We start from the raw sequence: 23803 nt of genomic DNA, 5'->3' as shown, positions 1-23803 counted from the left end.
CCAACCGGCTTGCTCAGCCGATTCGTGTGAAGGTATGAAGGTCAGGCTCCGCGTTAATCAAGTCCGGAAGGTTTTCCCAGAAATCCTCGCTGGCGTCGGTTTCGCTATGCGCGGCATAGGCGGTGCGGTCGGTATAGACTTGATAGAGTGTAATGCAGCACGATCTATTTTCTGGCATCAGGATATCGCTCTGCAGGCAGCCTCCCAGTTCTTGTGCCGAGGTGTCCTCGGCGACGGCTCGCGCCAACGCCAGAAACTCCTTTACCTTGTCTGATTTGACATCAAACTTGGCGATCACCACAAAGGCGTTCTTGTTGGGTGCAGGCATAGCTCTTCGCTCTTCATTGATCTGCGTAATGTCTATCCTAGTCGATGAGTGGGCGGGGAGAGAAATAGAGTGGCAGCACCTGCGTGTGCAGCGCCATTGCCTAATGCAGCCTGGGGGCTTCACCCATGCCGAGCCGCTCATGGAGCTCAGCCACCGCGCCGCGCAGAAGCTCCATGAGCCCTGGAATAAGCGCAGCTCCCTGTTCAGGGCCGGACACGAACTGCTCAACGCTGACATGCACGCTTTCACCGATAATGACCAGCTTGGCGGCCTTGATGGTGTTCATGACATCGTTGGTGGCATCCAGCAGCGCGCCGCGCTCAGTGCCGGCACTGGCTTGCCAGGCATTGGGTAGCATCAATTGGAAGAACGCCGCTTCCTCCTCAGCGACGACGAGAATGAATTCGAGTGCGTCGGACGTGATTTTAGCGGCGTGTCTATCCACCACTTCGATGCTTAGATTGCTTTTGTCCAGCAACTGCAGATAGCTTTCGAGCTGAGGGTTGGGTTGCATATCGACTCCCTTTACTATGGGCTCATGTTTATTTATACAGATATCCTATACGTCTGGCGCCTTCTAAGGGCTGTACCTTGTCAGCGTCAGCGCTCTCACCTCCGAGCCATTCGTGTCATGTCTTCACTACGCCCATGTTAGAACTGCGCCCTTATCAGCACGAGGCCGTCAGGCACGTGATCGACTACTTTCGCGCCAGTGATGCGCCTGCCGTGGTAGTGCTGCCCACCGGTAGTGGCAAGTCGCTGGTGATCGCCGAGCTTGCCCGGCTGGCGCGCGGCCGCGTGCTGGTACTGGCGCACGTGCGCGAGCTTGTCGAACAGAATCACGCTAAATACGAGGGCTATGGCCTTGAGGCAGACATCTTCAGTGCCGGACTCGGCAGGAAGGAGAGCGGCCGTCAGGTAGTGTTCGGTTCGGTGCAATCGGTCGTCAACGCGCTCGATGCTTTTGATGATGGTCAGTTTACGCTATTGATCATCGATGAGTGCCACCGCGTCTCTCATGAGCCGGTCAAGCATAAGCCCGTCAAGGGGCAGACCGAACGGGGCGCTGCCGGACAGAGCAACACTGACAACGCCAAAAAGGCATCAAGTTATCGTCGTGTTATCGATCGTCTGCGCTTGGCCAATCCCCGGCTCAAGGTGCTGGGACTGACTGCGACGCCCTACCGAATGGGGCAGGGCTTCATTTACCATCGGCACTATCATGGCATGGTGCGTGGCAGTGAAGATGCCTTCTTCGCCGATTGTGTATTCGAACAGCCACTACGCGTCATGGTCCGTCAGGGCTATCTGGCCGAGCCACGGCGTGTCGATGCGGCGGTGGCCCGCTACGATTTCTCTGCACTTGAGCCACGCCGTGGCGGGCTATTCGCCGAAGAAGACATGAATCGCGTGGTAAGGGGCAGTCGCGCCACGCCAACAATTATTGAAGACGTCATTGCCCATGCCGAAGACCGTGCCGGGGTAATGATTTTTGCTGCAACCGTAGCGCATGCCGAGGAAATCGTCACTTATCTGCCCGCTGCGCAGACCGCGCTGATTACCGGTGAGACCCCGGGGAGCGAGCGCGAACGGTTAATTACTGCGTTCAAGATGCGGGAGCTCAAGTATCTAGTGAACGTCGCCGTACTGACTACCGGCTTCGATGCCCCCCATGTCGATCTGATCGCTATCCTGCGCCCGACCGAGTCGGTCAGTCTGTATCAACAGATCGTTGGCCGTGGCCTGCGTCTTGCTCCAGACAAGCGTGACTGCTTGATTCTCGACTACGCTGGCAACCCTTGGGATCTTTATGCACCGGAAATCGATGCGCCGCGCCCGGCGGGGGATACCGAACTGGTTCAGGTCGAGTGCCCACTATGCGGCTTTGCCAATATGTTTTGGGGGCGACGCGATGGTGATCTAGTGATCGAGCATTTCGGGCGGCGTTGTAAAGGGCTGGTCGAAGGAGAGAATAACAAGCTGCAGCAGTGCGAATTTCGCTTTCGTTTCAAGATTTGCGATGAGTGCGGTACCGAGAACGATATCGCCGCACGGCGCTGTCATGGCTGTCAAAAATTGCTCGTCGATGCCGATGACAAGCTCAAGGACGCGCTGCGCCTCAAGGATGCCAAAGTCTTGCGGGTTAGCGGTATGCAGCTCGAAGCCACGGTCAATGGGCGAGGTCTGGCACGGCTCAAGGTCACCTACCACGACGAGGACGGCGCGACACTCAGCGAGTGGTTTGCCTTGGAGACTCCGGCGCAGCGCGCGGCCTTTCGTCAAGCTTTTCTACGCTATCATCTGCGTGCGCCGGGCATCGACTGGCGTCCGGCCTCGCTCGATGAGGTAATGGCCGAACAGCATCGGCTACGTGCGCCGGACTTCGTGGTCGGTCGCAAGGTGGGTCGCCATTGGCAGATTCGTGACAAGCTGTTTGATTATGAAGGACGCTATCGCAAGGCGGCCTCTGCCGATTGAGACGATAAGTCAGTGCACTATCGATCCTTTATCCCTTGGCGAAGAGTAGGCGCAATGCCTGGGCCTTGATAGACTGGGCGAAGTTTCCGCTTAACAGCGGAAAGAGGCGTCCCGTTGTCGGCCCGCCGCCAGTCAAGAGTAGAGATAAGATCCCATGAGTGTTGATCACGACGACAGCGTCGATGTGTCCGTAGTGGAGAATAGCGTAATGCCCCTTTCTCCTGCGGCTATCGCTCTGGTCAGCGGAAAGCCGTTGCTTGAGCTGCCGGAAGATCTCTATATCCCTCCTGAGGCGCTGCGTGTCTTTCTCGAAACGTTCGAAGGGCCGCTCGATCTGCTGCTTTACCTGATTCGTCGTCAGAACCTCGATATTCTGGCAATTAACGTGGCTGCGATCACTCATCAGTACATCGAATATGTGGAACTGATGGAGGTGAGCGGGATTGATCTGGCTGCTGAGTACCTTTTGATGGCGGCGATGCTGGCCGAGATAAAGTCGCGTAGCTTGTTGCCTCGTCCGCCCAAGAGTGAAGAAGGCGATGACGAGGATGATCCTACGGCAACGTTGATCCGCCGGCTTCAGGAATATGAACAGCTTAAGCTGGCTGCAGAGACGCTTGATGAACTGCCCCGTCATGGCCGGGACTGGTTCGCGGCACAGGCGGCACTTCCACCGCTTGAACCACGCGTGGTCCATCCTGATGTTGAGCTTTCCGAGCTGTTGCGTGCGCTGTCGGGTATCCTGCAACGCGCCGAGCTGAATCAGGTCCATCAGATCAGTCGTGAGACGTTGTCGACCCGTGAGCGCATGTTGAAAATCATGGAAATGGTTAGCGCGGCACATTTCACACCGTTCGAAGCGCTGTTTACCTTGGAGGAAGGCAAGGCCGGGGTAGTGGTGTCCTTCATGGCAATTCTGGAACTGGCCAAGGAACGCATGATCGAGATTGTACAAAATGCACCGCTATCGCCGATTCACGTCCGGGCGCGCCAAGCCACGCTTGACGCTGAACCGGAAGAATCGGCGTTTGAAGAGACGTTTAGTACTGACGGTGAGAGTGCCTTCGATGTTCGTGACGAGGAGCTTACGTGATGCCTGTGCGTCCATCACTTGAGCATATTCTCGAAGGCGTGTTGCTTGCCTGTGAAGAGCCCCTCTCTCTGGAGCGCCTGGAGGGGTTGTTTGACGAGCATGAACGACCACTGCGCCGTGAACTCAAGGAAACGCTGGTAGTGCTGGGTGAGCGTCTTGACGGCACGGCGTTGGAGCTGCAGGAGACTGCATCAGGTTATCGGTTGCGTATCCGTGCCGCCCTGTCGCCCTGGGTTTCGCGGCTATGGGAGGAACGCCCACAACGCTACTCGCGCGCTCTGCTTGAAACCTTGGCCCTGATTGCCTACCGGCAGCCGGTGACCCGCGGTGACATCGAAGATGTGCGTGGTGTCTCGATCAGTGCCTCGATCATGCGCACGCTTGGCGAGCGCGGCTGGATTCGCGTCATTGGTCACCGCGACGTGCCGGGAAGACCGGCAGTTTATGCCACGACACGCACATTTCTTGATGATTTCGGGCTGAAAACCCTCGACGAATTGCCGCCGATGCACGAACTTAAACAGGGTGACACCTTCGACTGGCTTGAACAGTCAAATGACAGTACGGCCACGGCAGCCGATACCAATGCCGAACACGCCGGGAAGGCGTCCTCGCGGCAGCGTGACCTGAGCTTTACCGAGCTTGGTGAACGTCTTGCCGCACGCGCCCGCCGGGAGAGTGCTGAAGACAGCGCATCGGAGGCAGATGATGCCACTGATCGAGCTGCGGACGCGGACATACCCTTGGATGATGAGATATCACCTGACTCATGACTACTGAAAAGCTTCAAAAAGTGTTAGCGCGTGCCGGACTGGGATCGCGTCGTGAAATGGAAACAGCCATTGTCGCCGGACGAGTTACCGTCAATGGTGATGTGGCCAAGCTAGGTGATCGTGTCGCTGTGACCGATAACGTCCAGTTCGAGGGACGCCAAGTCGTGCTCAAGGACAACGAGGCTATAGCGCGCCGAGTCATCATGTACAACAAGCCGGAAGGTGAGCTGTGCACGCGCAAGGATCCGGAAGGACGAAGAACCGTATTCGAACGCCTGCCGCGTTTAAAGGGCGAGCGCTGGATCGCTATTGGCCGTCTTGATATCAATACCAGCGGCTTGCTGCTGTTTACCACCGACGGTGAGCTGGCCAACCGACTGATGCATCCTTCGATGCAGATTGAACGCGAATATGCGGTACGCGTGATGGGCGAGGCCAAGATCGAACAGATCAAGGCGATGGTTGAGGGCGTGATGCTCGAAGACGGTCCGGCTCGCTTTACCGATGTGCAGGAGTTCGGTGGTGAAGGGATCAATACCTGGTTCCATGTCGTGATTCTTGAGGGGCGCAATCGCGAAGTGCGGCGTCTGTGGGAATCACAGGGCCTGACGGTTAGCCGCTTGAAGCGGGTGCGCTATGGTAATGTGTTTCTTGACAAGCGTGCCAAGGCCGGCGAGTGGACGGAATTGACCCAGGAAGAGATCGATGAGCTGTCGACACTGGCGGGGCTTGAGCTTCGGCGTGTGCCGGATCTGACGCCCGATGAGAAAAACCGCTGGAGCCGCGACAAGAATAAGCGTCGTCCAGTACGAGCGATGAAGGCCCCCGAGAGTACCGATTCAAGACGCGGTGCAAAGGCAGGCGATACCAAATCGAAAGAGGATAAGCGTGTCAGTGCTAAAGAGGTACGCGGCAAGGATGTGACGTCTCGTCAGGAGAACGGTAGAAAGGGCTCGGGCCGTCAGGAGCGCAGCGATTGGGGCGATCAGGCCCGGCCGCCACGGCGGGGGACACGGCGCTCGCGTTAATCGAATTCAAATGCTTGCATCCATTTAATTTTGAAAGTAATATTTGCGCCCTGTCGAGCGGGTCGTTAGCTCAGTTGGTAGAGCAGTTGGCTTTTAACCAATTGGTCGTAGGTTCGAATCCTACACGACCCACCATTTGTTTATGGTGTTGTGTGCTTGCTCGATAGGCTTTGGACGTTGTATGTGGGTCGTTAGCTCAGTTGGTAGAGCAGTTGGCTTTTAACCAATTGGTCGTAGGTTCGAATCCTACACGACCCACCATGTCCAAACGTATATTTATGTCGAATACAGCAAATGCTGCGGCGTGAATATCCGGGTCGTTAGCTCAGTTGGTAGAGCAGTTGGCTTTTAACCAATTGGTCGTAGGTTCGAATCCTACACGACCCACCAGCTTCGCTAAAAAAGCCCCGTTCTCATTGAGAGCGGGGCTTTTTTTGTGTCATTCATTATCCATTGACGGTTGTTCTTTACACGTGTGTGTAAAAAATCCCTCGTCTCATCGTGCTGCTATGAATGATCTCTGGTTGTTTCCACATCGCTGACCGTCTTGGCATGTGACGACTTGTTGTGATCATCACCTGGCACGGAATCGTCTTGCGTATCCCTGCGTTGTAACTGTGAGAGGTCTTGTGCGGGAGAGGCGGTATCTAGCGCTTTAACCTCACGCAGCCACTCCTTCCAGATGGCCATCAACAGCGCCATCAACACCGGGCCGACGAACAGACCAACCACGCCCATCGTTTTTACGCCGCCAATCAGGCCAAAAAAGGTGGGCAGAAAAGGAAGTTTGATCGGACCGCCGACCAGCTTAGGGCGCAGTGTCTTGTCGACCACGAAGAGTTCAATCGTTCCCCAGGCGAAAAGGCCGAGAGCTGCTGCGGTATGTCCCGAGCCAAACAGATAGAGTGACACGATAGAGAAGGTCAGCGGCGCGCCACCGGGGACGAGCGCCATGAAGCCCGTCAGTACGCCAAGTGCTACAGGTGATGGCACGCCAGCTATCCAGTAAGCGGTGCCTAAGACAACGCCCTCACCCATAGCGATTAATCCCATGCCAATCACGGTAGAGCTGACCGTGGCCGGTACCACGCGTGAAAAACGCTGCCAGCGACGAGGCAATACGCGCTCACCGACCAGGTCGAGCTGCTCGACCAGACGTTCACCATCTTTATAGATGAAAAACAGCGTGACCAGCATGAACAGTAGCGTCAGCAGCAGCTCGAAGGCACCGCTGCTGAACGCCAGTAGCCAGCGGTAGATATTGCCAAGATGTTCACCGCTGAAAAGTTGGATGATATCGCCGAGTGCGTTGGGCTTGCCTAGGTATTCTTGCCAGTAGATATCCAGGGTGGGACCGATGCCGGGCAGCGCAGTGAGCCAGTCTGGTGTTGCAGCGCCAAACCGATTAGCGGCCAGCAGCCATTCAACCCAGGTCTTGAGTTCCTTGAAGGCAAAGGAGAGCGCCAGTGAAATGGGTACGATCAGGACAACAATAATAAGTACCAGCGCCAGGCTCGCGGCCATGGCGCTACGCCCGTTACAGAAGCGAAGCCAACGCTGATAGAGCGGCCAGCTGGCAAAGCCAATTACCAGTGCAGCGAGAACGGGCACGAGAAAGCCGCTGAAAAAATAGATCGCAGCAAGCAGCACGAAAACCAGCAGCCAGCGCGCGATGGGATGCTCGGGGAGGATGGGCGTCATGATAGTCCTGTCTGCGAAGCGTACAAGGCCTGAAACGCAACGGGGCCTGCGGCAATCGTGCCACTCCAGCATGTTCATTACGCCGCCGCGCGTTGCTAGGTAGGCAGAAATATAAAATGCTGGCGCGTGTCGAATGTTGTTGTCCGTTCGGGCTGATAACAGCGCTACGAACGGAGCAGGGCATTACAGTAGCATGACCGCTTGCTTGGGGGGTTAGCGATTTCACTTATTGCCTGAGTCGCTTGCCCAACGTAACCGTGGTGCAACGCCTATAGCGGCGTTGCGGCATCAGAATTGATCAAGATCGTCGCGATAACGTTGAAAGTCATTTCGACGGTCGCGGATACGGCTTTTCATCGTGAAGTCATCTGCGTCATCGGCGGCCTTCTCGGCATAATCGAGCTGTTTCAGCGCGCTATCCAGGCGACCATTGAGTTGCATGCGCTCACCCATCGCCAAGTGGCCCCAGGCCTTACGTCCGCTACGTCCGGCGGCTTCGGCAAGCAGGTTCCAGACGTCGGGGTCTTCAGGGCGCTCATCTGCTAACTTGCGCAGCACATTGAAGGCTTGGCTGGGGTCGAGCGTCAATAATGCCTCTCCCTCTGTCATGCGTGCCGGATAATAGTTGGGGGCGAAGCGTAGAATGCGACGAGCGCGATCCAGCGCCTCCTGGCGACGGTTAGCGTCCAGAGCGGCATCGGCGGCACTGGCAGGGATCATTAACAGGTCGGGTTGTTCGGCGGCGAGCTTGTCGAACTTGGCCAGCGCTTGGTCAGGGCGATTCTGCACTGAATCAATCAATGCATCGAGATAGCGAAACGCGAAGGGATCGTCGGTATCCTGCTTGAGGCGAATCTGTGCCTGGCTGGGCGCGCTCATGTTGATCGCCAGCATGGCGCGAGCACGGACCATGTCATACTCGGGGCCAGGCGGCGCCTCCTTGACATGGAGCTGGTTGGCGCGTGCCTGGACGTAATTGATGCGTGATTCGGTGAGTGGGTGTGTGAGCAGGAATTCGGGGGGAGAGTTGCCCTGCAGGCTGGCGATGCGTTGCATGGCGCGAAACATGCGCGGCATGGCTTGCGGGTCCATCCCGGCGCGCGCGAGCGCCTCTAACCCGACGCGATCGGCTTCCTCTTCATACTGGCGTGAGTAGGCGAGCTGATTTTGCAGAAATGCCGCTTGGGTGCCGGCAATGGTCGCTACGCCGAAATCACCGCCGCCACCGCCTGCGGCAATAATCATGCCGGCCAGTAGCGCAGCCATGGTCGGTAGTTGGGAGCTTTCAGCCTGCTGCATCTGACGTGCGAAGTGATGTTGCGAAAGATGGCCTAGTTCGTGAGCAAGTACAGATGCAAAGGCGTCACGGTCAGGGGCGAACAGAAAAAGCCCTGTATTAACCCCTACCACGCCACCGGGCACAGCAAACGCATTGAGCATGCGGCTTGCGACCAGCACTACGGTAGGATGAATATCGCCGAGATTGCTATTGGGCACCAGGCGCGCAACGATGGATTCCAGATAGTGCTGCGTGATCGGATCTGACCATTGTCCGGTCTGGGCGCGAAACTGTCGCAGCCAGGCACGGCCCAGGCGCTCTTCATTCATGCCGGCGTAGGTGACGGTCTGTTCGCCGAGCGCGGGCAGGCCATAATCACTTTCTGCCGGCACGCTGGGCGCCGATAGTAATGTCATCAAACCGACACTCAATAGCCACGTTCTGCCTCGTGCTGTCATTGCCACACCCACGTGATGAATCGCCGATCAACATTGATTTGTCTGGCAAAGTGCCCTTAAATCAGGGCGATTTCAACCTGTTTGAATGGAAACCGCATGGTAGACCAAGCTGACACCGAATTGGATGCGACCGGACTACCGTGTCCGATGCCGCTGCTTAAAGCAAAGCAGGCGATCGCGCAACTTACGCCGGGGCAACGGCTGATTGTCAGCGCGACTGACCCTGGCGCCTGGCGTGACTTTGAAAGCTTTGTCGCCCAGAGTCAGCATATTCTTGAATATCGTGAAGAAAATGACGGTATCTATCGCTTTGTTATCGTCAAGGGAGGCCAGTAAATCCCATGGCCATGAAGGCAGTGCTGCGTCGATGGGTCGACCGTTATTTTTCCGACGAGGAAGCTGTGGTGCTCGGTGCGCTGCTGATTATTGGCTTCAGCATCGTGGTTTATCTGGGCACGATGCTCGCGCCCTTTTTTGCGGCGCTGGTGATTGCCTTTTTACTGCAGAGTAATGTTCGGCGGCTCGAACGCTATGGATTGCCTCGCCTGGCCGCAGTGCTGGTCGTTTTCCTGTTCTTCCTGGGCATGTTCCTGACCATGGCGCTGATTATTTTTCCCATGGTTTGGGATCAATTGGTCAGTCTGATCCAGGAATCGCCGCGCATGTTTGCCCGCGCACAGGCGATGCTCGATGAATTGCAGCAACGCTACCCCAAGGTCGTTACGCCGGAGCAAGTGCAGAGCTGGATCAATACCGCAGGGCATGAGTTCACGCAGCTCGGACAGCGTGCCATTCGCTTATCACTGACGTCATTGGGCAATGTGTTGAGTATCATTACTTATTTGATCCTGGTGCCGATCCTTGTCTTTTTCATGCTCAAGGATCGCGAGACGTTGGTCGCTTTTCTGCTCTCTATATTGCCGAAAAATCGCAGCCTGATGAGCCGAGTCTGGTTCGAGATGGACGATCAGATCGCCAATTACATTCGTGGCAAGTTCATTGAAATCGTGATTGTCGGTGTAGTGAGCTACGCGACGTTCTTTTTCCTGAATATGCCTTATTCGGCACTGCTTGGGCTGATGGTTGGCCTGTCGGTGCTGATTCCCTATATCGGCGCGGCTTCTGCTACGTTGCCGGTCGCGGCAGTGGCGGGGTTTACCTTTGGACTGAGCGATCAGTTTTTCTATGTGCTGCTCGCCTACGGAATCATTCAGGCGCTTGATGGAAATGTTCTGGCGACGCTTTTATTTTCCGAGGCGGTTAACCTGCATCCGGTAGCCATTATCGTGGCTATTTTGTTCTTTGGCGGCATCTGGGGATTCTGGGGCATATTCTTTGCTATTCCGCTGGCAACGCTACTGAAAGCGTTGATGCGGGCCTGGCCTAGAAGTATCGCCTCCAGGCGAAGCAGCGCCGAGATCGAACTCGGCGAGCATTGAACGCGATAAATATCGAAGACGGTAAGTTTCTTAATCCTGAGTATTTAGGGTGCGGGCCGCGTCGAGAACCTCTTCGACGTGGCCTGCTACCTTGACCTTGCGCCACTCGTGGGCGAGGTTGCCGTTTTTATCAATCAAGAAGGTGCTGCGCTCCACGCCCATATGCTCCTTGCCATAGAGCTTCTTGAGCTTGATCACGTCGAACTGACGACATAGCGTTTCGTCAGGATCGCTGATCAATTCAAAGGGCAGGCACTGCTTGGATTTAAAGTTTTCATGACTTTTCATGCTGTCACGGGAGACACCGAAGACTAAAGTGTTAACTGCTTCGAATTCGGCAATTAGATTGCGAAATTCCTGGCCTTCGGTCGTGCATCCGGGCGTATTGTCCTTCGGATAAAAGTAGAGCACGACCTGTTTGCCCTTGAGGTCAGCGAGGCTGACTTGAGTTTCGGAAGTGGCTGGTGCGCTGAAAGCGGGCACTGCTTCGCCGATTTTGATACCCATACCTGTCTCCTTGCATGATATTGGCGCGGTTAATCGCTGAAAGCGGTATTACACGTAACGTGCTTTGGCATGTAAAGCGTGACATCCATAGGGAAAGGGCATCTTCTTGTCATAGAAGATAGTTGCAGCCTGTACAGGTTGAGTCTGCCTGAGTACCATCTATGACCTGTTCAAAGGCTGGCTTGCTGACCTACGGCGAGTGTCTTTGGATATTGTATAAATGTGAATTAGCGTTCAATGGTCGTGTCCTTTTACGGACGACCGGACTTTACAGGAGAGGTTCGCGGGATGATCACAGGCAGCATCGTCGCCTTGGCGACGCCGATGAAGGCTAGCGGCGAGATTGACTGGGATGCGCTGCGCCGCCTGGTCGGCTTCCATCTCGAAAATGGTACCGACGCGATCGTCGCCGCCGGAACCACGGGCGAGCCAACGACCATGTCGTTCGCCGAGCATTTCGATGTCATTCGTACTATCGTCGAAACCGTCAATGGGCAGATTCCGGTCATTGCCGGGACTGGTGCCAATGCGACATCCGAGGCTGTTGAACTGGCCAAATATGCCAAGCAAGTGGGTGCCGATTACTGCCTTTCAGTGACGCCGTATTACAACCGTCCGACGCAGGAAGGACTCTATCAGCACTTCAAGGCTGTGGCTCAGGCCTGCGATCTGCCGGTAATCCTTTACAATGTGCCGGGGCGCACCGGGGCTGATCTTTATAATGAGACGACGTTTCGGCTCGCCGAAGTCGATAATATCGTCGGTCTGAAAGACGCTACCGGTAACCTTGAGCGTGCCGAAGAGTTGATTGAGCACCTGAGAGACACCGACTTTGCGCTTTATTCCGGCGATGATCCTACTGCTTGCGAATTCATGCTGGCCGGTGGGCACGGTGTCATCTCGGTTTCTGCCAACGTGGCGCCGAAATCGATGCGTGACCTGTGTCATGAAGCTCTCGCTGGTAATAACGACCGCGCTCATCAGATCAATACGCGATTGATGCCGCTGCATTCCGTACTCGGCATTGAGGCAAATCCGATTCCCGTGAAGTGGGCGCTTAACCAGATGGGGCTGGCCGATACTGGTATTCGCCTTCCTCTGACCTGGCTATCCGAACGCTATCATTCCACCGTGGGCGAAGCCTTGCAGCTGGCAGGAGTAATTAAAGAATGAAGTTCAATGGCAGGTGGGTCGCGGTAACGCCGATGCTCATTCTCCTGGCAGGTTGCGGCAATAGTGGTTACTACTACGATCGCAACGCTGAATACGACGATGCGAAAGTCGTCGATCCGCTGACGTTGCCCGAAACGCGCAATACCCTGAACTATCAGGATGCAATGCCGGTACCGCCAGCGAATAATGGCTTCATCAAGCAAGACGGTAGCTTTGAACCGCCACGGCCTCAGGCGCTGGGAAGTGGCAGTGAAGAACAGCCCTTTGTTGAAACGCGTGAATCCGGTGCGCAACGCTGGCTAATCGTCAATGCTGCGCCCGCCAGCGTATGGCCGCGGCTGCAGGAGTTCGTCACGCAAAACGGTTATACCGTACAAAGTATCGATGGCGATAACGGTCAGATTTCAACCGATGCGGGCATGCTCGCCGTTCGTCAGGGGCTGCGCAATAACACCAGTGAAGTGTATTGTCTGCAAGGTAATCAGGTCGCCAGCGAGTGCCTGCAATCGCTGCAGCAGTATCTGGCGTCAAGCGCGCCTGAAGGCGGTGTATCGCTTGTCGCGCAGCGTTTGTCGCGCAATGACCGTATCCATCTGCAGAGTCAACATGGTAACTGGCGTCTGGCGATTGAGCTCGACTTCCAGCGCGCCTGGTCAGAACTCGCCTATCAGCTCGAACGTAACTTCAATAATGATGATCGCAAACTGGTCGATCAAAACCAGAGCGAGCGAGTCTTCCGTGTCAACTACAAGGCCAAGGATTCGGGCAGTGGCTGGTGGATATTCGGCAGCGATGGCGAAGCCAAGCCCTATCAGCTGGTTGTGACACCTGCGGGAGATAGTGTCTTTGTGACGGTGACGGATGATCAAGGTAATGCAGTCGATCAGAAAACGTCACGCGAGCTGCTTGATGCTGTAGCAACTACCTTGCGCTGATATGAGAGCGCATTAAGCATGGGTCTTCGTTTCGCCTCACTCGGCAGTGGCAGCAAGGGCAATGCGACTCTTGTCGCCACCGACGAGACGTTGGTATTGGTCGATTGCGGCTTTGGCATTCGCGAGGCGCAGCGGCGCATGGCCTTGCTCGGTGTCGATCCTGCCTCGATTGATGCCATGGTGGTTACTCATGAGCATGGCGATCATCTTAAAGGCGTCGGGTCACTGGCCCGACGCTACAAGATGCCGGTCTACATGACCGCCGGTACCTGGCTCAGCGGCCGAACCGGCGACATTCCCGATCTTCACCTGCTAACGCCTGAGCAGCGCTTTGCGATCAAGGATATCGAGATCGATCCTGTGACCGTGCCTCACGATGCACGCGAGCCCGTTCAGTTTCTGATCGAAGCAGGCGGTGCGCGGCTTGGCTTCCTCACCGACCTGGGATTTGCTACCGACCATGTGCAAAAGCGCTATCGTAATTGCAACGGCTTGGTGATCGAATGCAATCACGACGTGCGCATGCTGGCCGAGGGGCCCTATCCGATGAGCCTGAAGCGTCGGGTCGGCGGCTATTGGGGGCATTTGGCCAACATGCAGGCCGTGGAGCTACTTAGGCATCTAGGTACAGACCGGCTGGAAAAGATCGTTGCATCACATCTTTCGGAAAAAAATAATCGTCCTGAACTTGCGCACAGCGCGCTCTATCCGCTGCTTGATGGCGATGAGTCGCGTCTTGTGATCGCCGCCCAGGACAAGGGGGCGGGCTGGCAGACGCTGGCGCGTGCCTGATCTGTTGTGCTGTTCATGGGCGTACTGTCGAGACGGCCAGCACATCTATTCCTACTGTTTCATTTCCTATTCAACCCGGCGTGCTTCTGGAGAACCCCATGGAAAAGCGCAACGAACTCTACGCGGGCAAGGCCAAGTCCGTTTACGCCACCGATGATGCCGATCGGCTGATCTTGCATTTTCGCGATGATACCAGTGCTTTCGATGGAAAAAAGGTCGAGCAACTGGCGCGTAAGGGCATGGTCAACAACAAGTTCAACGCGTTCATCATGGGCAAGCTCAAGGAGGCCGGAATCCCCACGCATTTCGAGGCATTGCTCTCCGATAATGAATGCGTGGTCAAGAAGCTCGATATGATCCCGGTCGAGTGCGTGGTACGTAATCTTGCTGCCGGTGGGCTGGTACGCCGTCTGGGTGTCGATGAAGGCATGGAGCTTAATCCACCCACCTTCGAGCTGTTTTTGAAAAACGACGCCAAGGGCGATCCGATGATCAATGAGTCGCTGGCCGAGACCTTCGGCTGGGCGACGCCTGAGCAACTGACTACCATGAAAACCTTGACCTTCAAGGTCAATGAAGTGCTTAAGCAGCTGTTTCTCGATGGCGGTATGCTACTGGTCGATTACAAGCTGGAGTTCGGACTGTTCCATGGCGATGTTGTGCTTGGCGATGAGTTCTCACCGGATGGCTGTCGCCTGTGGGATAAGGATACACGTGAGAAGATGGACAAGGATCGCTTTCGCCAAGGGTTGGGTGGCGTGATCGAGGCTTATGAAGAAGTCGGAAAGCGCCTCGGTATGCGCTTCGACTGATCGCCCGTTGTGCAAGCGATGCCCTAGGTAAAGAAAGCGCCGATAGTTACGCTGTCGGCGCTTTCACGTTTCTGGCTGGTGCTTGGGTGGCTCAGTCCAGTCGCTCGGCGCCGAGAATGGTGATCGGCTCGCGCGGCACGTCGGCATGCGGGCCCTGCCGGCCAGTGGGCGCCTCGGCGATCGAGTCGACCACTGGCATGCCGGCAACGACGTGGCCGAACACGGTGTAACCGGGGTTATAGCGATCGCGATAGTCGAGCGCGGCGTTGTCGGCCAGATTGATGAAGAACTGACTGGTGGCAGAATCGGGGTTGGCGGTTCGCGCCATGGCGATCGTGCCGCGGGTATTCTCCAGCCCGCTCTTCTCGAGCGCGATCGGCGAATGCGTCTCCTTGGCTTCGAGAGACGCTGACATACCGCCGCCCTGTATCATGAAGCCAGGAATGACGCGGTGAAATACCGTCCCGGCGTAGAACTCTTCGTCGACGTAATGCAGAAAGTTCTCTACCGTCTTCGGCGCCGCCTGGGCGTCGAGTTCGAGCTCGATGTCGCCCTGGCTGGTTTGCAGACGAACATGGGGATGGTCGGCGTCGGCCAGCACTGGCAGCGTGAACAGCGCCAGGGTCAACGGACAGAGGCGTAACAGCGTTTTTAGCATGAAGGACTCCGTAAGGCATGCGGCGATAACGCGTCCGACGGGCAAACGTCGGACTTAGGCGTCATAGCCTATCACGTGCTGCATAAACCAGGCTTTCGTCAGGTTGGCGAACGGGAGGATACGCTGGGACAGCCAGCCACTCTACGCAGCCTTATCGCCGCGCGATGGAGATCACGTGGATCTTCACCGGACCTTCCCCCTCCAAGGCGCGAAAACGCACGTTGACGTCACGCAGGAAGACGCCATATTCGCGCCCGCTGGTGTCTGCGGTGCGATGATAGGCGGGACGCGGGTCCTGAGCGAGCACCTCTTCGATCAGGCGTGCGAGCGGCTGGCCATCGGGGTGTTCGGCTAGTGCCTGCCTCGCCTCGTCGCTGAAGCTCACGCAGCGCAGGGGCGGCGGCTCTGGCGCAAAGCCGGCACGAGCGTTGTCGGCATGATCCGCCCACGGCAGATAGGGCTTGATGTCGAGAATCGGCGTGCCATCGATAAGGTCATGTCCTCTTAACAATAGCTTGATGCCCCCCTGGGTTTCGATCGCCGTGAGCTCAACCAAGGACAAGCCGAGCCGGTTGGGACGATGGGTGGCACGCGAGGCGAAGACGCCTATCTTGGCGTTGCCGCCCAGGCGCGGCGGACGTACCAGCGGAGTCCAGCGCTCCGGGCTATGGTGAAAGACGAACGTCAGCCATAAGTGGCTGAACTGTTCGAGACCACGTACGGCATCGGCGTGGTCGAAAGGCGGTAGCAAGCGCAGCGTGGCGGTTGCGCTGGGGGCAAGGCCCGGCTGGCGTGGAACGCCAAACTTGTCGGGGTAGCCATCCTCGATGATGCCAATCGGCGCCAGCGTAAAAGGAGAGAGTTGAGAAGTCGACATGGCAACATTATGCCAGCCTCGAACGGGCGGCGGGAGAGGCGACATCAATGCTGCAATGGTTGGCATCAACAAGCGAGTCCGCTAGGCTTGCCGCCATTTACAGGCCGCACGCGGCGGGAGAACCGAACATGATCGATCTTGAACGCTTGGCGCGCGCTCAGCAGTCGCTGGTTGAGGCTGGACGCGTGCTGCATGGCGCGGGCAAGGTGCCTGCCACCGGCGGCAATTTTTCAGTGCGCCTTGACGACAAGCACATGGCAGTGACCGCCTCGGGTCGTCACAAGGGCTTTCTGACGCCGGCTGACATCATGGTCACCGACTTTGCCTGTCATCCGGTGGGCAGCACGCTCAAACCCTCCGATGAGGCGCGTCTGCACGGCCAGCTCTATGAGGATTTTCCTGAAGCCGAGGCCATTTTGCATACGCACTCTCGCCCGTCGACACTGCTCTCGCTGTTGACGACAGGTAGTGAAGTGGTCGTGACCGGGTACGAATTGCAAAAGGCGCTTGAAGGTATTTCCACCCATGAGGCTCGCGTGGTTATTCCTGTATTTGATAACACCCAAGATATCGCGGCGTTAGCTCAAGTGGCTCATGCCCGCCTGGCGGGAACGGAAAGTTGCGCCTACCTGATTCGCGGACACGGTATCTATACGTGGGCGCGAGATATGAATGCCTGTCTTCGTCATGTCGAAGCCCTCGATTTCCTGTTCGATTGTGAGCTTGAAATGCGGCGTCACCGCTGAATGTGCTGAAGGCTTCTCATGTATGGCGTGAATAGGTCAGAATGGATACCAACAGAATCTCGGTTCTTTTGAATTTATTTCGACATAACTTATTTCTATGTGATTTTTATTTTTAATGAGGCGATCGCGATGAGCTTTCTACATGTCTACCACGAGGCTGACGGTATTCAGCCGATTCTTTCCACGTTTGAGGGTGAGCGAATCGCGCAGGAACTGAGCGATCACGGTATCCGCTTCGAGCGCTGGGGCATCGTCGATCTGCCGCAGGATGCCGATCAGGAGAGCATTCTTGCCGCCTATGGCAAGGAAGTTGCGCGCCTGCAGGATGAAGATGGCTTCTCGACCGCTGATGTTATCAATATGCATCCCGATCATCCTGACAAGGAGGCGCTTCGCACCAAGTTTCTCGATGAACATCGTCATAGCGAAGATGAAGTGCGGTTTTTTGTCCGCGGTCTAGGCATTTTTTACCTTCACATCAATGACCGTGTCTATGCAGTGGGATGTTCACAGGGCGATCTGATGTCGGTTCCGACAGGAACTACGCATTGGTTCGATATGGGCCCCAATCCTGATTTTACTTGTATCCGCATGTTCACCAACAAGGAAGGCTGGGTCGCGCAGATGACAGGGAGCCCGATTGCTTCACGCTTTCCTCGCTTCGAGGCGCTGACGGCATGATTCGTGCGATCGTCACCGATATCGAAGGGACTACCGGCTCGATCGCGTTCGTTCATGAGGTACTGTTTCCCTATGCTCGCCGTCGCCTGCCGCAGTGGCTTGAAGCCAACGTGCCGTTTCCGGCCGTAGCGGAGCAGGTCAATGAAGTACGGTTGGCCGCAGGTGAACCTGATGCTGATGTTTCACGGGTTAGCGACATTCTGATCGAGTGGATCGATGCCGACCGTAAGGCAACACCGTTAAAAGCGTTGCAAGGCATGATCTGGGAAGAAGGTTATGCCAATGGGGATTATACCGGCCATGTCTATGAGGACGCCGTGCGTCAACTACGTGCCTGGCATGCCGCGGGTATTTCACTTTACGTGTATTCCTCAGGCTCGGTCCATGCGCAGAAGTTACTGTTTGGGCATAGTGATCACGGTGATCTGACGCCGCTTTTCAACGATTATTTCGATACGACCGTGGGCCCCAAGAAAGAGTCAGGTAGCTATCGCCGAATTCTCGACACGCTCGGGCTGCCGGGACAAGAGGTGCTTTTTCTCTCCGACGTGGTCGAGGAGCTTGATGCGGCACAAGAAGCGGGGCTACAGACGACACAACTGGTACGTGAGGAAAATATGAAAACAGGCGTTCATTGTGTGGCGCATGGTTTCGATGAGGTGAGTGTCCGTGGTGCTTGAACGTCTGCGCCTGCGCCTGGCACGCGAGCAGGATGGAGCCGACCAGGCCGAGGTGTTCCATCACGCCATCATGCAGGGGGCGGTCAGTCATTATGATCGTGAGCAGCGCGAGGCGTGGGCCAGCGCGCTACCTCGCGAGGCGTCGGCCTGGAGCGTACGCCAGCTTAACTACCTGACATTGATAGCTGATCTCGACCGGCGCTGTGTGGGATTCTGCGAGCTCGACGTGAAGGCCGGACTGGTGGTGACGCTCTATGTCTGGCCAACCTTACAGGGGCAGGGCATCGGCATGCAGTTGCTCGAAACTGCCTCCGACCAGATGCGTGAGGCAGGGGGTGAAACGCTCTTGATCGATGCAAGTACGATGCTCGCACCACGCCTGATTGCGCAAGGTTGGGAAAAAATCGGCGAGGATAAGGTTGAACGTAACGGCGTACTCTTGCCCCGCGTTCGCCTTCGTCGTGACCTTTAGTGAGCCCCATCGTCAACTGGAAGTTCTGTCATGCCTCGAAATCTCCCGCCGCTAATGTTTACTGAAAGGCGGCGTAATACAGCGTTTCTGCTTCTGGCCTTGATCATTACGCTGACGGGTGCCGTCATGCTTGTCATGCTAGGGCAACAACAAAACCGTCTGGGCGAGACGGCACCCGTCGTTGCGATTCTAGGCCTATGGGGCATGATGTTAGCCGGTAATCTCTACAAGCGACGTAAACTATCACCGATTCTGCGAATCGAAGATACGCGGATTCGCTACCTTGGTGGGCCCGCGTTTGCGCCGCGTCTGCACGACATCCCTTTCGCTGATATTGAGGCAATCGATCGGATCAACGCATCAGCGGTACGTCTGCGCTTGAAAGGAAAAAAGCGCAAGCGCTCGATTCCGACCGGGTTGCTGTCGCTTGAGGACCGCAAGCGGTTTGAGAGCGCCTTGCATGAGCGTCTTGCCCTGTAATTCAGCGACTTCAGTTGAGGATACACAACAAGCGTCTCACCCTTGCTACGCGGCAATACTGTCGGGGCGGCTGTAGATTAATGTCCTACGTGAGCACATATAGTCGCGGCTCGTCAGTAACCCGATGGGCGGTGGAGTAAACGAAAATGAAGATGGAGCTGTTCTGGGCATTTCTGGTGGCATCGATACTGATCAGCATTACGCCCGGTGCGGGAGCGATCAATACCATGTCCAATGGGTTACGCTACGGTGTCCGCCGTACTCTGCCAGCGATTCTAGGGCTACAGCTGGGATTCGGTGTCCAGATTCTTGTCGTCGGGTTTGGTCTGGGTACACTACTAGCCTCGTCTGAACTGGCCTTTATCTTCATCAAGTGGGCCGGGGTGGCCTATCTCGTCTATTTGGGAGTCAGCAAGTGGCGAGAGGGCGCTGTCTCACTCGATGCTGCGCATAGTCCGGTAATGGAGTCATCCGCTAAGCGTTTCTGGAAAAGTGCGCTGGTAAATATCACTAACCCTAAAGCGACCATCTTTCTGATCGCGTTGTTACCCCAGTTCTTTGATGCAGAAATGCCGCACGTTACCCAGTTGTTGGTGATGGGCTCGACCATGATCGGGGTCGATTTCATAGTGATGTGTGGTTTTGCCGGTTTGGCAACGGTTATTGCTGGATGGTTGCGTACGCCGCGCCAGCAACGCGCCTTGAACCGTATTTTTGGTGGATTATTTGTCTTTATCGCCGGCTTGCTGGCAAATTACCGTACCTGAGTTTGAACACTCAGTTCATGCTATTGGCACGGCGCAAAGCTTATCGGGTAGACGGTGATACTTCGTCCCCACGGATAGGTCACCACGGGTAGTAAAATGCTGTGCCAATGGGCATAGCCAGCGCATGGGTGGTTATGGCCATTATTGAGCAACATCGTCTTCAGCAGGCGCGTCAATGCGATTCTCCCAACCAGAATGAACGTCCAGAAAGGGAAATATCCGTTCTGGTGCTGCATTCCATCAGCTTGCCGCCTGGCAGGTTCGGTGGCGATGAGATCGAACGTCTATTTACCAACCGTCTCGATGCCTTGGCGCATCCTTATTTTACTACGATTGCACACCTGCGTGTTTCGGCTCACCTGCTTATTCGACGTAATGGGGAGTGCGTGCAGTTCGTGCCATTCGATCGTCGCGCCTGGCATGCAGGGCGTTCTTTATGGCAAGGGCGATGTGAACTCAACGATTTTTCTATTGGCATTGAACTTGAGGGCGACCATAGGCCGTTTCGCGAAGTGCAGTATCGACAGCTTGCCCACGTGACGGCAGCCTTGTTACACGACTATCCTAAATTGAGCACCGAGCGGATCGTGAGCCACGAGCATATTGCGCCGCTGCGTAAGCATGACCCTGGTCCGAGTTTCGATTGGCAGTACTTTCGTCAGCGTCTCAATTCAGTACTGGCTGAAGAGAGCGTCGCTGGACACTGATTATCGTGCAGCGGCGTTTTGTCTTATCGACAATTATGTCTTTATGCGCGTGTTAATTGGCACGGAAGGGCGTTTGCGGTATCTTCGTCACCCAACAAAAGTACCTGTTTTCATTTCCAGGCACTTCCGCTTGTAAAGAATTTACAGCTTTCGGAGACACGGCCCATAGAAGGCTATGCCCGCACTGAAAAGCGCCACAAGCCCGCACTAGGGCTGACTGACAACATTTCTTCATTCGGAGAAGACGTCTATGAGTCTGGAGGCAAGAGAAGATCTCGATCCGATCGAAACCCTGGAATGGTTAGATTCCCTGGAATCGGTCAAGGAACGAGAGGGCGAGGAGCGTGCCCAGTATATACTGAGCCGTCTTGCAGATCGTTTGCGCCGCGATGGCAGCATCCCGCCGTTCTCCGTCAATACGCCGCACCGTAATACAATCCCCGTGCATCGTGAAGCGCGCATGCCGGGCGATATGTTCATGGAACGCCGTATTCGCTCGCTGGTTCGCTGGAACATGGCCGCGCAGGTCGTGCGTGCGAACAAGAGCAACAAGGGCATTGGCGGTCACATTGCCAGCTACATGTCGAGTGCGACCCTTTATGAAGTAGGCTTTAACCACTTCTTCCGCGGTGCCAACGGCGATTTCAAGGGTGATCTGCTCTATATCCAGGGTCATGTGACGCCGGGTATCTATGCGCGTTCCTTCCTCGAAGGTCGTCTGACTGAGGAGCAGATGGACAACTTCCGTCAGGAAGTAGACGGTAACGGACTGTCCTCCTATCCGCACCCCTATCTGATGCCCGATTACTGGCAGTTCCCGACCGTCTCGATGGGGCTGGGGCCGATCCAGGCGATCTATCAGGCGCATGTCATGAAATATCTCGACTCACGGGGTATGGAAGATATGCAGGACCGCAAGGTCTGGGCTTTCCTCGGTGACGGTGAGTGTGACGAGCCTGAGTCCCTGGGTGCGCTTCACCTGGCGAGTCGTGAGAAGCTAGGTAATCTGATCTTCGTCATCAACTGCAACCTGCAGCGTCTCGATGGCCCGGTGCGCGGTAACAGCAGCGTCATCAGTGAATTGGAAGGCGTGTTCCGCGGCGCCGGCTGGAACGTTATCAAGGTCGTCTGGGGTGGACTGTGGGATTCGCTGTTCGAACAGGACAGCAAAGGCGTCATGCAAAAGCGCATGGACGAGACGGTCGACGGCGAGTATCAGAACTACAAGGCCCAAGGTGGCGCTTATACGCGCGAGCACTTCTTCGGCAAGTATCCTGAGACGGCGAAGATGGTCGAGGCGCTCTCCGATGAAGACATCTTCCGTTTGAACCGTGGCGGCCATGATCCCCAGAAGGTCTATGCGGCCTACCACGAGGCGGTCAATAACGCAGGTGATCGCCCTACCGTGATCCTCGCGCATACCGTCAAGGGCTACGGCATGGGTGGCGGTTCCGGCGAAGCCGACATGGAAGCGCACAACATCAAGTCGATGGAAACGGATGCGATCAAGATCTTCCGTGACCGTTTCGGCATTCCGGTTGGCGACGAGCAGCTCGAAAAAGGCATGCCGTATTACCATCCGGGTCAGGACAGCCCCGAGATCAAGTATCTTCAGTCGCGTCGCGAGGCTCTGGGTGGCTATCTACCCGCGCGCAAGAGCGACTTCGATGCGCTCGAAGTGCCTGGGCTTGATGATAAGTCGTTCTCCAGCCAGCTCAAGGGCTCAGGTGATCGTGAGATTTCGAGCACGATGTCGTTTGTGCGCATTCTCAACGGCTTGGCCAAGCATAAAGGCATTGGTTCGCAGGTCGTGCCGATCGTGCCCGACGAGGCGCGTACCTTCGGTATGGAGGGCATGTTCCGCCAGCTTGGGATCTATACTTCCGAAGGCCAGAAGTACGAGCCGATGGATGCCGGCCAGATCATGTTCTACCGCGAAGATCGCAAGGGACAGATCCTCGAGGAAGGCATCACTGAGGCCGGCGCGATGTCGGCCTGGATCGCTGCAGCGACGTCTTATGCCAACCATCATCTGCCGCTGATTCCGTTCTATGTCTACTACTCGATGTTCGGTTTCCAGCGCATCGGCGACCTGGCCTGGGCTGCCGGTGACCTGCAGGCACGTGGCTTCCTGATTGGTGGTACCGCTGGGCGTACCACGCTCAACGGTGAAGGCCTTCAGCACGAAGACGGTCACAGCCATATCCTCGCCTCAACCATTCCTAGCTGCCGCAGCTATGATCCGACCTACGCTCACGAGCTGGCGGTTATCATTCAGGATGGCATGAAGCGGATGTATCAGGATAAGGAAAACTGCTTCTATTACCTGACGGTGATGAACGAGAACTATGCCCATCCTGAAATGCCGGAAGGCTGCGAGGAAGGCATTATCAAGGGGATGTATCTGCTCAAGGAAGGCGAGGGCAAGAAGGCTCGCGTCCAGCTATTGGGTTCAGGCACCATCCTGCGTGAGGTTGAAGCCGCCGCCGAGCTGCTCAAGGATGACTTCGACGTCGCCGCCGACGTATGGAGCGTGACCAGCTTCAACGAACTGCGTCGCGAGGCGCTCGAGTATGACCGTCAGAGCTTCCTCAATCCTGACGAGTCGCGTGCCAAGCCGTGGGTAACGCAGTGTCTGGAAGGTCGCGAAGGGCCAGTCATCGCCTCAACCGATTACATGAAGCTGTTCTCTGATCAGGTGCGTGCCTGGGTGCCGAGTGACTATCATGTGCTGGGTACTGATGGCTATGGCCGCTCCGACACGCGTCAGCAGCTGCGTCGCTTCTTCGAAGTCGATCGCTACTACGTCGCCACGCTGGCGCTGAAGGCCCTGGCCGATCGCGGTGAGATCGACGTCAAGGTCGTCAAGCAGGCAATGGAGAAGTACGGCATCGATCCGAACAAGCCCAACCCGCTGACGTCCTGATCCGCCGCGCCGG

At 56.2% G+C, this 23803-nt stretch carries 25 protein-coding genes and 3 tRNA genes; 21 read left to right on the top strand and 7 right to left on the bottom strand.

What is annotated here, in order from left to right; genetic code table 11:
- Positions 1-13 precede the first annotated feature (13 nt).
- Together C3Z11_RS16800 and C3Z11_RS16795 are read right to left on the bottom strand one after the other, a co-directional pair.
- Positions 14-328, bottom strand: a complete 315-nt coding sequence (locus C3Z11_RS16800; protein WP_158700970.1) for a putative quinol monooxygenase — start codon at positions 326-328, stop codon at positions 14-16.
- A 100-nt stretch (positions 329-428) separates the two neighbouring features.
- On the bottom strand, positions 429-842 hold the full coding sequence (locus C3Z11_RS16795) for a hypothetical protein (RefSeq protein ID WP_158700968.1): 414 nt from the start codon (positions 840-842) through the stop codon (positions 429-431).
- A gap of 134 nt (positions 843-976) precedes the next feature.
- Between C3Z11_RS16795 and C3Z11_RS08720 the strand changes: the two genes are divergently transcribed.
- From C3Z11_RS08720 to C3Z11_RS08690, 7 genes are all read left to right on the top strand, one after another.
- Entirely contained in the window at positions 977-2806 is a 1830-nt protein-coding gene (locus tag C3Z11_RS08720; RefSeq protein WP_106477526.1) for a DEAD/DEAH box helicase, read from the top strand.
- Positions 2807-3014: 208 nt separating this feature from the next.
- Positions 3015-3899 (top strand): segregation and condensation protein A, encoded by an 885-nt coding sequence (locus tag C3Z11_RS08715; protein ID WP_394810205.1) that lies wholly within the window; start codon positions 3015-3017, stop codon positions 3897-3899.
- Positions 3899-4672 carry an SMC-Scp complex subunit ScpB gene (gene scpB / locus C3Z11_RS08710; protein WP_106477524.1) on the top strand — a complete coding sequence of 258 codons (774 nt, stop codon included), beginning with the start codon at positions 3899-3901 and terminating at the stop codon, positions 4670-4672. The genes C3Z11_RS08715 and scpB overlap by 1 nt, the downstream gene beginning before the upstream one ends.
- On the top strand, positions 4669-5700 hold the full coding sequence (gene rluB, locus C3Z11_RS08705; RefSeq protein ID WP_106477523.1) for a 23S rRNA pseudouridine(2605) synthase RluB: 1032 nt from the start codon (positions 4669-4671) through the stop codon (positions 5698-5700). The genes scpB and rluB overlap by 4 nt, the downstream gene beginning before the upstream one ends.
- Before the next feature lie 59 nt (positions 5701-5759).
- Positions 5760-5835 (top strand) — tRNA-Lys (locus C3Z11_RS08700).
- Positions 5836-5885: 50 nt separating this feature from the next.
- Positions 5886-5961 (top strand) — tRNA-Lys (locus C3Z11_RS08695).
- A 53-nt stretch (positions 5962-6014) separates the two neighbouring features.
- Positions 6015-6090 (top strand) — tRNA-Lys (locus tag C3Z11_RS08690).
- Positions 6091-6207: 117 nt separating this feature from the next.
- Here the strand turns inward: C3Z11_RS08690 and C3Z11_RS08685 are convergent.
- Together C3Z11_RS08685 and C3Z11_RS08680 are read right to left on the bottom strand one after the other, a co-directional pair.
- On the bottom strand, positions 6208-7401 hold the full coding sequence (locus C3Z11_RS08685; RefSeq protein WP_106477522.1) for an AI-2E family transporter: 1194 nt from the start codon (positions 7399-7401) through the stop codon (positions 6208-6210).
- A 288-nt stretch (positions 7402-7689) separates the two neighbouring features.
- Entirely contained in the window at positions 7690-9096 is a 1407-nt protein-coding gene (locus C3Z11_RS08680; RefSeq protein ID WP_262927307.1) for a M48 family metalloprotease, read from the bottom strand.
- 138 nt (positions 9097-9234) lie between these two features.
- On the opposite strand from C3Z11_RS08680, the gene C3Z11_RS08675 reads away from it, so the two are divergent.
- Positions 9235-9474, top strand: coding sequence for a sulfurtransferase TusA family protein (locus C3Z11_RS08675; RefSeq protein WP_106477520.1), 240 nt, complete (start codon positions 9235-9237; stop codon positions 9472-9474).
- Positions 9475-9479: 5 nt separating this feature from the next.
- Positions 9480-10577 (top strand): AI-2E family transporter, encoded by a 1098-nt coding sequence (locus C3Z11_RS08670; RefSeq protein WP_106477519.1) that lies wholly within the window; start codon positions 9480-9482, stop codon positions 10575-10577.
- A 30-nt stretch (positions 10578-10607) separates the two neighbouring features.
- On the opposite strand, the gene C3Z11_RS08665 is transcribed toward C3Z11_RS08670, so the two are convergent.
- Positions 10608-11084 carry a peroxiredoxin gene (locus C3Z11_RS08665; protein WP_106477518.1) on the bottom strand — a complete coding sequence of 159 codons (477 nt, stop codon included), beginning with the start codon at positions 11082-11084 and terminating at the stop codon, positions 10608-10610.
- A gap of 288 nt (positions 11085-11372) precedes the next feature.
- Between C3Z11_RS08665 and dapA the strand changes: the two genes are divergently transcribed.
- From dapA to purC, 4 genes are all read left to right on the top strand, one after another.
- Complete coding sequence (gene dapA / locus C3Z11_RS08660; RefSeq protein ID WP_106477517.1) at positions 11373-12257, top strand: 4-hydroxy-tetrahydrodipicolinate synthase; 885 nt, start codon at positions 11373-11375, stop codon at positions 12255-12257.
- Positions 12254-13192: an outer membrane protein assembly factor BamC gene (gene bamC / locus C3Z11_RS08655; RefSeq protein ID WP_106477516.1), complete on the top strand. Its 939-nt coding sequence runs from the start codon at positions 12254-12256 to the stop codon at positions 13190-13192. The genes dapA and bamC overlap by 4 nt, the downstream gene beginning before the upstream one ends.
- Before the next feature lie 18 nt (positions 13193-13210).
- Complete coding sequence (locus C3Z11_RS08650) at positions 13211-13984, top strand: MBL fold metallo-hydrolase (protein WP_106477515.1); 774 nt, start codon at positions 13211-13213, stop codon at positions 13982-13984.
- A 98-nt stretch (positions 13985-14082) separates the two neighbouring features.
- Positions 14083-14796 carry a phosphoribosylaminoimidazolesuccinocarboxamide synthase gene (gene purC / locus C3Z11_RS08645; RefSeq protein WP_106477514.1) on the top strand — a complete coding sequence of 238 codons (714 nt, stop codon included), beginning with the start codon at positions 14083-14085 and terminating at the stop codon, positions 14794-14796.
- Between the two features lie 91 nt (positions 14797-14887).
- Here purC and C3Z11_RS08640 read toward each other — a convergent pair whose 3' ends face one another.
- Complete coding sequence (locus tag C3Z11_RS08640; RefSeq protein WP_106477513.1) at positions 14888-15454, bottom strand: peptidylprolyl isomerase; 567 nt, start codon at positions 15452-15454, stop codon at positions 14888-14890.
- 151 nt (positions 15455-15605) lie between these two features.
- A complete protein-coding gene (gene tsaA / locus C3Z11_RS08635) occupies positions 15606-16331 on the bottom strand; it encodes a tRNA (N6-threonylcarbamoyladenosine(37)-N6)-methyltransferase TrmO (RefSeq protein ID WP_106477512.1) in 726 nt (241 codons plus the stop codon).
- Between the two features lie 128 nt (positions 16332-16459).
- Here tsaA and C3Z11_RS08630 point away from each other — a divergent pair, with 128 nt between their 5' ends.
- From C3Z11_RS08630 to aceE, 8 genes are all read left to right on the top strand, one after another.
- Positions 16460-17077: a methylthioribulose 1-phosphate dehydratase gene (locus C3Z11_RS08630; protein WP_106477511.1), complete on the top strand. Its 618-nt coding sequence runs from the start codon at positions 16460-16462 to the stop codon at positions 17075-17077.
- A gap of 129 nt (positions 17078-17206) precedes the next feature.
- Complete coding sequence (locus C3Z11_RS08625) at positions 17207-17758, top strand: 1,2-dihydroxy-3-keto-5-methylthiopentene dioxygenase (RefSeq protein ID WP_106477510.1); 552 nt, start codon at positions 17207-17209, stop codon at positions 17756-17758.
- Positions 17755-18438 carry an acireductone synthase gene (gene mtnC / locus C3Z11_RS08620; protein ID WP_106477509.1) on the top strand — a complete coding sequence of 228 codons (684 nt, stop codon included), beginning with the start codon at positions 17755-17757 and terminating at the stop codon, positions 18436-18438. Before C3Z11_RS08625 ends, mtnC begins: the two co-directional genes overlap by 4 nt.
- Positions 18428-18910 (top strand): GNAT family N-acetyltransferase, encoded by a 483-nt coding sequence (locus tag C3Z11_RS08615; RefSeq protein ID WP_262927306.1) that lies wholly within the window; start codon positions 18428-18430, stop codon positions 18908-18910. Before mtnC ends, C3Z11_RS08615 begins: the two co-directional genes overlap by 11 nt.
- A 30-nt stretch (positions 18911-18940) precedes the next feature.
- Positions 18941-19390: a hypothetical protein gene (locus tag C3Z11_RS08610; RefSeq protein ID WP_158700966.1), complete on the top strand. Its 450-nt coding sequence runs from the start codon at positions 18941-18943 to the stop codon at positions 19388-19390.
- 146 nt (positions 19391-19536) lie between these two features.
- Positions 19537-20157, top strand: a complete 621-nt coding sequence (gene rhtB / locus C3Z11_RS08605; protein ID WP_106477507.1) for a homoserine/homoserine lactone efflux protein — start codon at positions 19537-19539, stop codon at positions 20155-20157.
- Positions 20158-20291: 134 nt separating this feature from the next.
- Positions 20292-20864: a 1,6-anhydro-N-acetylmuramyl-L-alanine amidase AmpD gene (gene ampD, locus C3Z11_RS08600; RefSeq protein WP_106477776.1), complete on the top strand. Its 573-nt coding sequence runs from the start codon at positions 20292-20294 to the stop codon at positions 20862-20864.
- Positions 20865-21114: 250 nt separating this feature from the next.
- Entirely contained in the window at positions 21115-23790 is a 2676-nt protein-coding gene (gene aceE / locus C3Z11_RS08595; RefSeq protein ID WP_106477506.1) for a pyruvate dehydrogenase (acetyl-transferring), homodimeric type, read from the top strand.
- Positions 23791-23803 lie beyond the last annotated feature (13 nt).

This window comes from Phytohalomonas tamaricis (genome assembly GCF_003012345.1).
In the GTDB taxonomy this organism is placed as follows: domain Bacteria; phylum Pseudomonadota; class Gammaproteobacteria; order Pseudomonadales; family Halomonadaceae; genus Phytohalomonas; species Phytohalomonas tamaricis.
This window is presented reverse-complemented; position numbering and strand designations above follow the sequence as displayed.